Here is a 12,281-nt window from a genome sequence, read left to right on the forward strand (position 1 = left end):
AGCGTCAACGCCGCGCCGGCGTTCCGCACGCCACGCTCCACCACACCGCCGGCCTACATCGCGCGCAGGCAGCCCTTTGCGTAATCCGCAATCGCGGCGATCACGCCGTCGGCCTCGCCGGCCGCCTCGGCCAGCACGATCCGGCACTCCGGATGGAGGGCCTGCGCCTGCCCGATCAGCGCAGGCAGGTCCCGCTTCAGATGCCCCCCCTGGGCGAGAAAGACCGGCACCACCGCGATGCGGCCCACGCCCTCGGCGGCGAGGCGGGCAATCGCTTCGGGCAGGGTGGGCGTCATGAACTCGAGGAAGGCGAGTTCCACCGGCAGCCCCCCCCCGTCCTGCTGCAAGGCGGCACGGATGCGCTGCATCGGCCGCGCCCACTCCGGATCGCGGGCGCCATGCCCGAACAGGATCACCGCCGACCCAGTCCCGCCTGCTTGTCCGTTCACGGTCGTCCCCTCCGGATCAATCCGGCCTGCGCACGCGCAGCAGGTGTTCCATCGCCCTCGCCGCGGCAAACAGGCCGACGCTGGCGGTGACCGCCACGCTGGACCCATAGCCGGCGCAGGCCAGCCCCTGCGGCCCCCGGGGCGCGGTGCCGCCGTGCGGCGCCTCGCCGACGTCGCAGGCGGCGGGCGCGGGATAGCGCAGCGGCTCGGTGGAATAGACGGCCTCGATGCCGAACTTGCGCTTCGGGTCGCGGGTGAAGCCGTGCTCCTTGCGCAGGCGCGCCCTCACCTTGGCCAGCAGCGGGTCCTGCTCGGTACGCGACAGGTCGTCGACGCGGATACGGCCGGGGTCGAGCTTGCCGCCCGCGCCGCCGGCCATCACCAGCGGCAGCCGGCGCTCGCGGCACACCACGGCGATCGCAACCTTGGCGCGCACGTCGTCGATCGCATCGACGACCACGTCGACGCCGGCGAGCAGGTCTGTGGCATTCTCGGCGGTGAGGAAGTCGTCGACGACATCGACCCCGCAGCCGGGGTTGATGTCGCGCATGCGCGCCGCCATCGCCAGCACCTTGGCCTGCCCCAGCGTGCTGTCGAGCGCATGCGCCTGGCGGTTGATGTTGGATTCCGCGACGTGGTCGAGGTCGATCAGCGTGATCCGCCCCACGCCGCTGCGCGCCAGCGCCTCGGCGACCCAGGACCCGACGCCGCCGATGCCGACCACGCAGGCACGCCCCTGCGCCAGCGCATGCACGGTGCCCGAGCCGTACAGCCGGTCGAGTCCGCCGAAGCGGCGTTCGGGGTCGGGCGCGGCCGGCGCGCTTGCGGTGGGGGTGTCGATGGAGAGTCCGGTCGTCATCGGGAGGGGGGTCCTGCGCTTTGCCGCCGGCTGGCTGCGCATTGCGCCGGCCGGCAAGGGTCAGCGCATGTTACCGCAGCGGCCCGGCGACGGCTGAACTCATGCCGACATGCAGGTTCCAATCCGCATCCGCCGCGCTTCCTGCACTCCACGCCCGCCCTGAAGGCCATCATGACACCGAATGCGAATGCAGCAGGACACCCCCTCGCGAGCCCCCGCACGCACTCGAACTGTCTCGCCGCGGCGGGCCGCTGGTCTGGCCTCCTGGCCTGCGTGCTCCTGTTGTCGCTGTCCCGGCCGGCGGCGTCGGCGCCCTCGGCCGACGTCGCGCAGGCGGGCGTGGCCGCCTACGAGGCCGGGCGCATCGATGAAGCGGCGGGGCTGTTCGAGCAGGCCGCCCGCGCCGGCAACCGGCTCGCCCAGTTCAACTACGCGATGATGCTGTACCGGGGCGAGACCCGCGCACCGGCCGGCACGGGCGACGCCGCCTGGCGCTGGCTGCGCCGGGCGGCCGGAGCCGGCCTGGCCGAGGCGCAATACCGTTTCGCGCAGATCTACGACCGCGGCGACGGCGTCCCCAGGTCTGCCGCGACCGCCAGGGAGTGGTATCGCCGGGCGGCCGAGCAGGGACACGTGGAAGCGCAGGTCGCGCTGGCGACGATGTACTTCGTCGGCGCCGCCGGTGCCGCGCCCGACTACGTGCAGGCGGCGCAGTGGTACCTGGCGGCGGCCCGCGCCGGCGAGGCGGGTGCGCAGTTCCTGGTCGGCAACATGTACGAGGAAGGCTACGGCCTGCCGCAGGACAAGCGGCTTGCGGTCCACTGGTACGCCGCCGCCGCCCGCCAGGGAGACCTGGCGGCGGCGGCCCGCCTTCAGGCACTGGGCGGGGATGACCAGGACGAAGGCCGGGACGGCGGCCAGGGCGAGGACGCGGCACCGGCGACCGCCGCCCCGCCCGCCATGCCGGAACCGCCTACGCGCTGACGAGACCGGCAGCCGCTTCGCGCCGGCTGTCCAGCCACTCGCCCAGGCCCTGCGCGTTCAGTTCCAGATCCATGCGCAGCAGTTCGAGCGCATCGTCTTCCGACAGGGCCCAGCTCTGGCGTGCGGTTTCCTCGCGCACCACCTGTTCCAGCCCGGCCAGGATCTCGACATGGCGCGCCACCCCTTCGCCGCGCGCCGCCTGCGCCACCGCGACCATGGTATCGATCAGGCGGTGGAGGTCGGCGCCGAGCCGCTCGACCTCGGTGACGCGGCTGAAGTGGGCGAGGTACATCGAACACGGCTGGAACGACAGCAGGCGGTCGATCGAGGCATGCATCGCCGCCGGATCGAACTGCGTGGGCGTGGTGGTGGGGATGATGAAGGCCCGGCCATCGACGTCCAGTTCGCGGTAGGAAAGCCCGAAGGTGTCGCCGGTGAAGAAGGCGCAGGCGGTTTCGTCCCAGATGCAGATGTGGTGGCGCGCATGGCCGGGCGTGTCGAGCATGCGCAGGCGCCGTCCGGCCAGGTCGATCTCCAGCCCGTCGGTCGCCGCGACGATGCGCTCCGGCGCCACCGGCACGAGCCGGCCGTAGAGTTCGAACGCCCGCTCCGCCCCATACACCGCCGAGGTGCCCTCCCATAGCCGGGCCGGGTCCACCATGTGGCGCACGCCGCGCTGGTGCACCACCAGCCGGGCCTTGGGCAGGGCGCACATCAGGCTGCCGGCGGCGCCGGCGTGATCGAGATGGATGTGGGTGAGCAGGACCCAGTCGACCGCTTCCGGGGCGATGCCCAGTCGCGCCAGCGCCGACAGTACGCGCGGCACCGAGGCATTGCTGCCGGTATCGACCACCGCCGCATGGCCGTTGTGCACGATGATGTGGATGGCGGCAAGCATCGGCCTGCCATAGCCCGAATCGACCGCATGGATGCCATGCAGATGGGTGATGAGATGCTGCACGACAAGCTCCCCCGTTTGCGTCTGCTCTTTTTGCGCAGTCATGACTTGCGCCTCAGCCTACGCTGCCGGCGCGCCCTTGTTCGCGTGCTTTGGTCACGCCGGAGCCGGAACGTTCCCTCGTCGCACGGATGGAGCGAAAAAGACGCGGGCTGCCGCACCGAATGCAGCAGCCCGGCCGGCACTGCGGCTGGCCCTCGCCGCCGTTCAGAACGGGATGTCGTCGTCGAAATCGCCGAAGCCGCCGGACGACGGCTGCGGCGCGGGCTGCGAACGCGGCGCCGAGGCCGGAGCCGGGGCCGAGGGCGCACGCGACGGCGACGGAGCGTCGTAGCCGCCGCCGGCATCGTCACCACGCATCGGCGCCTCGCCCGCGCCTTCGCGGCGGCCCAGCATCTTCATCTCGTCGGCTCGGATCTCGGTCGTGTAGCGGTCCTGGCCGCTCTGGTCCTGCCATTTGCGCGTGCGCAGGCTGCCCTCGATGTAGACCTGGCTGCCCTTGCGCAGGTACTGGCCGGCGATCTCGGCGAGCTTGCCGTAGAACGACACGCGGTGCCATTCGGTGGCATCGCGCCGTTCCCCGGTGTTCTTGTCGCGCCAGGTTTCGGTGGTGGCGAGGCGGATGTTGCAGATCGCGTCGCCGGACGGGGCGAAGCGGGTTTCGGGATCGGCGCCGAGGTTGCCGATGAGGATGACCTTGTTCACGGATGCCATCGAGATTCTCCTTTGAATGCAAAAGCGGCCGCCTCCCGGCGCCCGCCGTTTTCCGTCAGCCCCCGGCCGGCGCCGGTGCCGGCACGGCACGAACGGGCGGCGGCGCCATGCCGGCGACGAGCGCGAGCCACACCAGCGCCAGCGCACCGCACGCCAGGTTCACCACGCCGTGGCCGAAATGCTGCGCGATCCAGCCGCCCAGCATACCGCCGAGGAACAGGCCGACGGACTGCAGGGTGTTATATACGCCCAGCGCGGTGCCCTTGGCGTGCGGCGGCGCGATGCGCGAAATCCACGACGGCTGGGTAGCCTCCAGCACGTTGAAGGCGACGAAGAAGAGCGTCAGCAGCAAGGCCAGCGGCAGCAGGCGGTCGCCCGCCGCGTAGAGGCCGAACTGCACCAGCGCAAGCAGCCCGACGGCGGCGCCGAACACCTGCTTCATGCGGTTGCGGCGCTCGGCGACGATGATCGCCGGCACCATCACGACGAAGGACACCAGCACCGCCGGCAGGTAGATCTTCCAGTGCTCGGCCACCGGCAATCCGCCGCCGGCCACCAGAGCGGCCGGCACCATGACCCACATCGTGGTCTGGATCAGGTGCAGGGCGAACACCCCGAGGTTCAGCCGCATCAACTGGCCGTCGCGCAGCACGTCGCCGAAGCGCCCGCCGCTGGCCCGCGGCACCGGCGGCGCATCCGGCACCACCCACAGCACCACCCCCATCGCCGCCAGCGCCAGCACGGCGGTGAGCCAGAAGATGCCGCTCATGCCGATCGCCGCGTACAGCAGCGGCGCAGCAACCATGGACAGCGCGAACACCAGGCCGATGCTCGAGCCGATCATCGCCATCACCTTGGTGCGATGCTGGTCGCGCGTCAGGTCCGCCGCCAGCGCGGTCACCGCCGCCGAGATGGCACCGGCCCCCTGCAGCACGCGGCCGGCGATGATCGTGTGGATGTCGCTCGCCAGCGCCGCCACCGCGCTGCCGAGAACGAAAAGGGCCAGTCCGAACAGGATCACCGGCTTGCGCCCGAAGCGGTCCGACGCGGCGCCGAAGGCGATTTGCAGAAGAGCCTGGGTGAGGCCGTAGGCACCGATCGCCAGGCCGACCAGCGTCAGGTTGTCGCCGCCGGGAAGGTGCGCGGCATGCACCGAGAACACCGGCAGGATCAGGAACAGGCCGAGCATGCGCAACGCGAAGATCGCGGCGAGGCTCACGCCGGCACGGCGTTCGTCGGGCGTCATCGGATCGCGCGGAGGGGCAGACATGCGGGCGTGGCGTCGGCTGAACTGGAAAGGTCGGAATTCTAGCATTGGCCCGGGCACGGCTTCTCTTCTATAGTTTCGCGTTCCCTTCCGCCGTCAGCCCTCGCTCATGGACGAAATCCGCATCCGCGGCGCCCGCACACACAACCTGAAGAACATCAGCCTCGATCTGCCGCGCAACAGGCTGACGGTGATCACCGGCCTGTCGGGCTCGGGCAAGTCTTCACTGGCCTTCGATACGCTGTACGCCGAAGGCCAACGCCGCTACGTGGAGTCGCTGTCGGCCTACGCGCGCCAGTTCCTGCAGTTGATGGAAAAGCCCGACGTCGACCTGATCGAGGGCCTGTCGCCGGCGATCTCCATCGAGCAGAAGGCGACCAGCCACAACCCGCGCTCCACGGTGGGCACCGTCACCGAGATCCACGACTACCTGCGCCTGCTCTACGCGCGCGCCGGCACGCCCCACTGCCCCGACCACCCGGAACAGGCGCTGGAAGCGCAGACGGTGTCGCAGATGGTGGACCACGTGCTGGCGTTGCCGGAAGAAACGCGGCTGATGATCCTGGCGCCGGTGGTCGCCGCCCGCAAGGGCGAGCAGCATGACCTGTTCGCCGACCTGCGCGCGCAGGGTTTCGCGCGGGTGCGCGTCGATGGCCGGGTATGCGAGCTGGACGACATGCCGCCGCTGGAGAAGGGACGCCGCCATACGGTGGAAGTCGTCATCGACCGCCTCAAGGTGCGCGCCGATCTGCGCGGCCGTCTCGCCGAATCCTTCGAGACGGCGCTGGCGCACGCGGACGGCCGCGCGATCGCGGTGGAGATGGACGGCGGGCGCGAGCACCTGTTCTCGGCGCGCTTCGCCTGCCCGGTATGCAGCTACGCGCTGGCCGAACTGGAACCCCGCCTGTTCTCGTTCAACAACCCGGCCGGCGCCTGCCCCAGGTGCGACGGCCTGGGCCAGGTCGAGTTCTTCGACCCCGAGCGCGTCGTCGCCCACCCCGAACTGTCGCTCGCCGCCGGCGCGATCCGCGGCTGGGACCGGCGCAACCAGTTCTACTTCCAGATGCTGGGCAGCCTGGCCGCCCACTACGGTTTCGACGTCGACACTCCCTTCGGCGAGTTGCCGCAGAACGTGCGCGACATCGTGCTGCATGGCTCCGGCCAGGAACGCATCGGCTTCCAGTACATGGGCGACAACGGCCGCATGGTGGCCAAGCAGCATCCCTTCGAGGGCATCATCCCCAACCTCGAGCGGCGCTTCCGCGAGACCGATTCCATCGCGGTGCGCGACGAACTCGCCAAGTACCGCGCCACCCGCAGTTGCCCGTCCTGCGGCGGCACCCGCCTGCGCAGCGAGGCGCGTCACGTGCTGGTCGGCGGACGGCCGCTGCATGCGGTGTCGGCGATGCCGCTGGGCGAATGCCGGGCCTTCTTCGACACGCTGCAGATGAGCGGGCAGCGCGCCCAGGTGGCGGAGAAGATCGTCAAGGAAATCGCCGACCGCCTCAGCTTCCTGATCGACGTCGGCCTGGACTATCTGTCGCTCGACCGCTCCGCCGACACTTTGTCCGGCGGCGAAGCCCAGCGCATCCGGCTCGCCAGCCAGATCGGCTCCGGCCTGACCGGCGTGATGTACGTGCTCGACGAGCCCTCGATCGGCCTGCACCAGCGCGACAACGACCGCCTGCTGGCGACGCTCGCGCGCCTGCGCGATCTCGGCAACACCGTGATCGTCGTCGAGCATGACGAGGATGCGATCCGCGCGGCCGACTACCTGGTCGACATGGGGCCGGGCGCCGGCGTGCATGGCGGCGAGATCGTCGCCTGCGGCAAGCCGGAAGAGGTGTTCGCCGATCCGGCCTCGCTCACCGGCGCCTACCTGTCCGGCAAGCGCCGCATCGCGGTGCCGTCCTCGCGCACCGCGCCCGCTCCCGAGCGCCTGCTGCGCATCGTCGGCGCGCGCGGCAACAACCTGAAGAACGTCACCGTCGATCTGCCGGTCGGCTTGCTCACCTGCGTGACCGGCGTGTCGGGTTCGGGCAAATCCACGCTGATCAACGACACGCTCGCGGCGCTGGCGGCGCGCACGCTCTATGGCTCCGCCACCGAGCCGGCACCGTGCGACGCCATCGAGGGGCTCGACGCCTTCGACAAGGTCATCAATGTCGACCAGGCACCGATCGGCCGCACGCCGCGCTCCAACCCGGCGACCTACACCGGCATGCTGACGCCGATCCGCGAACTCTTCGCCGGCGTGCCCGAGGCTCGCGCACGCGGCTACGGCCCCGGCCGCTTCTCGTTCAACGTCAAGGGCGGACGCTGCGAAGCCTGCCAGGGCGATGGCCTGATCAAGGTCGAGATGCACTTCCTGCCCGACATGTACGTGCCCTGCGACATCTGCCACGGCAAGCGCTACAACCGCGAGACGCTGGAGATCCGCTACAAGGGCAAGACGATCTACGAGGTGCTGGACATGACGGTCGAGCAGGCGCTCGACTTCTTCCAGCCGGTGCCGGCCGTAGCGCGCAAGCTGGAAACCCTGATGCACGTCGGCCTCGGCTACATCCGCCTGGGGCAGAGCGCGACCACCCTGTCCGGCGGTGAGGCCCAGCGGGTGAAGCTCGCACTCGAGCTGTCGAAGCGCGACACCGGCCGCACCCTCTACATCCTCGACGAACCGACCACCGGCCTGCACTTCCAGGACATCGAACTGCTGCTCAAGGTGCTGCACCGCCTGCGCGGCCACGGCAACACCATCGTCGTGATCGAGCACAACCTGGACGTCATCAAGACCGCGGACTGGATCATCGACATGGGCCCCGAGGGCGGCGACCGGGGCGGAACGGTGGTCGGCTGCGGCACGCCGGAGCAGATCGCGGCCAATGTCGGCAGCCACACCGGCCGCTATCTCGCAAAGGTGCTCGCGCCGCCGGCATAAGCGCGGGGGGAGCAGCCGGTGCTTCCGGCCCGTCCGGCGAGCGCGGAGGGCCGTGCCGTACCGTAGGATGCCGGGCCGCCCGCTCACGCAAGGCCGCCCGGCACCACGATGCACCGTTCAGGCGCCCGCGTACCCCTCCGGATTCGCGCTCTGCCACCGCCAGGCGTCGGCACACATGCGCGCCAGGTCGCGCTCCGCGCGCCAGCCCAGCAACCCGGCTGCCAGCGACGGGTCCGCCCAGCACGCAGCGACGTCGCCCGGCCGCCGCTCGACGACGTCGTACGGCACCGGACGCCCCGACGCAGCCTCGAACGCGTTCACCACCTCGAGCACACTGTAGCCGCGCCCGGTGCCCAGATTCACCGTCGTGACGCCAGGCAGCGCGGCAATGCGCTCCAGCGCCCGCAGGTGCCCCTGAGCAAGATCCACCACGTGGATGTAGTCGCGCACCCCTGTCCCGTCCGGCGTGGGATAGTCGCCGCCGAACACGCGCAGCCGCGGCAGGCGCCCGACTGCGACCTGGCTGACGTAGGGCATCAGGTTGTTCGGCAGGCCGTTCGGATCTTCGCCGATGCGGCCGCTGTCGTGCGCGCCGACCGGATTGAAGTAACGCAGCAGCACGATGTTCCACGCCGGATCGGCCGCACCGACATCGCGCAGGATCAGTTCGCCCATCAACTTCGTGCGGCCGTACGGATTCGTCGCCGACGTGGGGAAGGATTCGTCGATCGGCACCCGTGCCGGATCGCCATAGACCGTCGCGGATGAACTGAACACCAGCGACTTGACCCCGGCTTCGCCCATCACCGCCAGCAGGGTCAGCAGCCCGTTGAGATTGTTGTCATAGTATTCGCGCGGCAGCGCCACGGATTCGCCCACCGCCTTCTTTGCCGCGAAATGGATGACGGCCTCGATCTCGTGTTGCCGGAAAACCGACGCGAGCAGTTCGCGGTCCCGCACGTCGCCCCGGACGAATCCGGCCAGCGGGCGCCCACCCAGTTCTTCCATCCGCCGCACCGCCTCGGGCGAGGAATTCGACAGATCGTCCACCACCACCACATCACGCCCGGCGAGCAGCAGCTCCACGCAGGTGTGCGAACCGATATACCCCGCCCCACCCGTCACCAAGGTCACCGCCATTCCGTCTCTCCCTGAAAGCCGGCCCGCGTACAAGCGGCCGCAACAAAAAACAAAAAAGCCGGGGCTAGCCCGGCTTCTCCATAACGCAATCGCAAACGGCTGCCTGCGCTTACTCGGCGACGACCTCGCCCTCGACCGCCCCGCCTTCCGGACGGTCCAGCAGCTCGATCAGCGCCATCGGCGCGTTGTCGCCGTTGCGGAAACCAAACTTCAGGATGCGCAGGTAGCCGCCATTACGGCTGGCATAGCGCGGGCCCAGCTCGTCGAACAGCTTCACGACGATCTCGCGGTCGCGCAGACGGTCGAAAGCCAGGCGGCGATTCGCCAGGCTGGGCTTCTTGCCCAGGGTGATCATGGGTTCGACGACGCGGCGCAGTTCCTTTGCCTTCGGCAGCGTCGTCTTGATGACTTCGTGACGCAGCAGCGAATTGGCCATGTTGCGGAACATCGCCTGACGGTGGCTGCTCGTACGATTCAGCTTGCGAAGACCGTGACGGTGACGCATTTCAATTCCTCACTATTCCGAACCGTTTCAACCGAGCTTCTCGAGCCCGGCCGGCGGCCAGTTTTCCAGTTTCATGCCCAGGGTCAGCCCGCGGGAGGCCAACACTTCCTTGATCTCGTTGAGCGACTTGCGGCCCAGGTTCGGCGTCTTCAGCAGCTCGGTCTCGGTGCGCTGGATCAGGTCGCCGATGTAGTAGATGTTCTCGGCCTTCAGGCAGTTGGCCGAGCGCACCGTCAACTCCAGATCGTCGACCGGACGCAGCAGCACGGGGTCGACCGTCACCTTGGGCTCGACCACCGATGCCGTCGGCGTGCCCTCGAGATCCGCGAACACCGAAAGCTGATCCATCAGTACGCGCGCCGCATAGCGGATCGCCTCTTCCGGGTCCACCGCACCGTTGGTCTCGATGTCGATGACCAGGCGATCCAGGTCGGTACGCTGCTCGACGCGCGCACTCTCGACCAGATAACTCACGCGGCGGACGGGTCCGAACGACGCATCGAGCATGATGCGCCCGATCGTCTTGCTCTCGCCGGAGGCCGGACGGACATTGCCCGGCACATAGCCGCGGCCTTCCTCGACCTTGATCTGCATGTCGATCTTGCCGCCGGGGGCAAGGTGGGCGATGACGTGCTCGGGATTGATGATCTCGACGTCGTGCCCCACCTCGATGTCCGCCGCGGTGACCACGCCCTCGCCCGACTTCGCCAGACGGACGATCGTTTCGCTGCGATTGTGCAGCTTCATCACGACGCCCTTCAGGTTCAGCAGCAGGTCCACGATGTCCTCGCGGACACCGTCCAGCGTGGAGTACTCGTGCAGCACGCCCTCGATCGTCACTTCCGTGACCGCATGGCCCGGCAGGGACGACAGGAGAATGCGCCGCAGCGCATTCCCCAGTGTGTGGCCGAAACCACGCTCGAACGGCTCCATCGTCACCCGCGCCTGAACCGGCGAGATGCTCTGGACGTCGATGATGCGCGGTTTCAGCAGTGCATTGCTTTGCATCAGCATTTCCTCGGAACTAGAAGAGGATCGGCATGCCCGCTTAGCGGGAATACAGTTCCACCACCAGACCTTCGTTGATCGTCGGCGGCAGTTCGGTGCGAGCCGGGTAGGCTTTGAACACGCCCTTGCCCGCCTTCACGTCGACTTCCAGCCATTCCGGGAAGCCGCGCGAGGCGGCAGCCTCGAGCGCAGCCTTCACGCGCAGATGGCCCTTCGTGCTTTCGGTCAGTTCGACGACGTCGCCCGGACGAACGACGTACGACGGAATATTCACCCGCTTGCCGTTGACCAGCACGCCGTTGTGGCGCACCACCTGGCGAGCTTCGGCACGCGAGGCGCCGAAACCCATGCGGTAGGCGACGGAATCCAGGCGGCCTTCGAGCAGTTGCAGCAGGTTTTCACCCGTCTGCCCGCGGCGACGGTCGGCTTCGGCATAGGTCTTGCGGAACTGGCGCTCGAGCACGCCGTACAGACGACGGATCTTCTGCTTCTCACGCAGTTGCACGCCATAACCCGACAGGCGCTGGCCCGAGCGCTGGCCATGCTGGCCGGGCGCGTACGCGCGGCGCTCGATGGCGCACTTGTCGGTGAAACACTTTTCGCCCTTCAGGAACAGCTTTTCGCCTTCGCGACGGCACTGACGGCACTTGGGATCGAGATTACGAGCCACGTTTCAACTCCTTGTCAGATACGGCGCTTCTTCGGCGGACGGCAGCCGTTGTGCGGGATGGGGGTGATGTCCGTGATGCTGGAAATCTTGATCCCCAGCGCATTGAGCGCACGCACCGCGGATTCGCGACCGGGGCCGGGCCCCTTGATGCGAACCTCGAGATTCTTCACGCCACATTCCTGTGCAACCTTGCCCGCCGCCTCGGCCGCGACCTGCGCAGCGAAAGGCGTGCTCTTGCGCGAGCCCTTGAAGCCCGCGCCGCCCGAGGTCGCCCAGGACAGCGCGTTGCCCTGACGGTCGGTGATCGTGATGATCGTATTGTTGAAGCTCGCGTGAACGTGTGCGATGCCTTCTGCAACGTTCTTCTTGATCTTCTTACGAACCTTAGTACCAGTCTTTGCCATTATCGGTTCCTATCACTTCTTGCCGGCGATCGCCTTGCGCGGGCCCTTGCGGGTGCGCGCGTTCGTGCGGGTACGTTGACCACGCAGCGGCAGACCACGACGATGACGAACACCACGATAGCAACCCAGATCCATCAGCCGCTTGATGTTCATCGTCACTTCGCGGCGCAGGTCGCCTTCGACCACGAACCGGCCGACCTCGTCGCGAAGCTTCTCCATATCGGACTCGGTCAGATCCTTGACCTTGACCGAGCGGGCGACACCGGCGGCGTCGCAGATCCGCTGAGCACGCGAACGGCCGATCCCATAGATGGCGGTCAGCGCGATCTCGGCATGCTTGTGATTGGGAATGTTAACCCCAGCAATACGGGCCATTCGTTTACCC

At 68.6% G+C, this 12,281-nt stretch carries 13 protein-coding genes; 2 read left to right on the forward strand and 11 right to left on the reverse strand.

Going from position 1 to position 12,281, the window contains the following annotated elements:
• Positions 1 to 53 precede the first annotated feature (53 nt).
• Together CCZ27_RS24350 and CCZ27_RS14370 are read right to left on the reverse strand one after the other, a co-directional pair.
• Positions 54 to 449 (reverse strand): sirohydrochlorin chelatase, encoded by a 396-nt coding sequence (locus CCZ27_RS24350; RefSeq protein WP_385962257.1) that lies wholly within the window; start codon positions 447 to 449, stop codon positions 54 to 56.
• Positions 450 to 465: 16 nt separating this feature from the next.
• Complete coding sequence (locus CCZ27_RS14370) at positions 466 to 1,308, reverse strand: tRNA threonylcarbamoyladenosine dehydratase (protein WP_096449246.1); 843 nt, start codon at positions 1,306 to 1,308, stop codon at positions 466 to 468.
• 171 nt (positions 1,309 to 1,479) lie between these two features.
• Here CCZ27_RS14370 and CCZ27_RS14375 point away from each other — a divergent pair, with 171 nt between their 5' ends.
• Positions 1,480 to 2,292, forward strand: a complete 813-nt coding sequence (locus CCZ27_RS14375; protein WP_096449248.1) for a tetratricopeptide repeat protein — start codon at positions 1,480 to 1,482, stop codon at positions 2,290 to 2,292.
• On the opposite strand, the gene CCZ27_RS14380 is transcribed toward CCZ27_RS14375, so the two are convergent.
• The 3 genes from CCZ27_RS14380 to CCZ27_RS14390 form a co-directional block, all read right to left on the reverse strand.
• A complete protein-coding gene (locus tag CCZ27_RS14380) occupies positions 2,282 to 3,295 on the reverse strand; it encodes an MBL fold metallo-hydrolase (protein WP_385962252.1) in 1,014 nt (337 codons plus the stop codon). The genes CCZ27_RS14375 and CCZ27_RS14380 overlap by 11 nt on opposite strands.
• Before the next feature lie 162 nt (positions 3,296 to 3,457).
• Positions 3,458 to 3,964, reverse strand: a complete 507-nt coding sequence (ssb, locus tag CCZ27_RS14385; protein ID WP_096449252.1) for a single-stranded DNA-binding protein — start codon at positions 3,962 to 3,964, stop codon at positions 3,458 to 3,460.
• 55 nt (positions 3,965 to 4,019) lie between these two features.
• Positions 4,020 to 5,234, reverse strand: coding sequence for an MFS transporter (locus CCZ27_RS14390; protein ID WP_232516426.1), 1,215 nt, complete (start codon positions 5,232 to 5,234; stop codon positions 4,020 to 4,022).
• 106 nt (positions 5,235 to 5,340) lie between these two features.
• Here CCZ27_RS14390 and uvrA point away from each other — a divergent pair, with 106 nt between their 5' ends.
• On the forward strand, positions 5,341 to 8,169 hold the full coding sequence (gene uvrA / locus CCZ27_RS14395; protein ID WP_096449254.1) for an excinuclease ABC subunit UvrA: 2,829 nt from the start codon (positions 5,341 to 5,343) through the stop codon (positions 8,167 to 8,169).
• A 117-nt stretch (positions 8,170 to 8,286) separates the two neighbouring features.
• Here uvrA and galE read toward each other — a convergent pair whose 3' ends face one another.
• The 6 genes from galE to rpsM form a co-directional block, all read right to left on the reverse strand.
• Positions 8,287 to 9,309 (reverse strand): UDP-glucose 4-epimerase GalE, encoded by a 1,023-nt coding sequence (gene galE, locus CCZ27_RS14400; protein WP_096449256.1) that lies wholly within the window; start codon positions 9,307 to 9,309, stop codon positions 8,287 to 8,289.
• Between the two features lie 109 nt (positions 9,310 to 9,418).
• A complete protein-coding gene (rplQ, locus tag CCZ27_RS14405) occupies positions 9,419 to 9,814 on the reverse strand; it encodes a 50S ribosomal protein L17 (RefSeq protein ID WP_096449258.1) in 396 nt (131 codons plus the stop codon).
• 27 nt (positions 9,815 to 9,841) lie between these two features.
• A complete protein-coding gene (locus tag CCZ27_RS14410) occupies positions 9,842 to 10,822 on the reverse strand; it encodes a DNA-directed RNA polymerase subunit alpha (protein WP_096452606.1) in 981 nt (326 codons plus the stop codon).
• Positions 10,823 to 10,862: 40 nt separating this feature from the next.
• Positions 10,863 to 11,492, reverse strand: a complete 630-nt coding sequence (gene rpsD, locus CCZ27_RS14415) for a 30S ribosomal protein S4 (protein WP_096449260.1) — start codon at positions 11,490 to 11,492, stop codon at positions 10,863 to 10,865.
• A 14-nt stretch (positions 11,493 to 11,506) separates the two neighbouring features.
• Entirely contained in the window at positions 11,507 to 11,896 is a 390-nt protein-coding gene (rpsK, locus tag CCZ27_RS14420; RefSeq protein WP_096449262.1) for a 30S ribosomal protein S11, read from the reverse strand.
• A gap of 12 nt (positions 11,897 to 11,908) precedes the next feature.
• The gene (gene rpsM / locus CCZ27_RS14425; protein ID WP_096449264.1) at positions 11,909 to 12,271 is read right to left on the reverse strand and encodes a 30S ribosomal protein S13; all 363 of its coding nucleotides are present in this window, start codon (positions 12,269 to 12,271) and stop codon (positions 11,909 to 11,911) included.
• Positions 12,272 to 12,281 lie beyond the last annotated feature (10 nt).

This window comes from Thauera sp. K11 (genome assembly GCF_002354895.1).
GTDB classification, from domain to species: Bacteria; Pseudomonadota; Gammaproteobacteria; order Burkholderiales; family Rhodocyclaceae; genus Thauera; species Thauera sinica.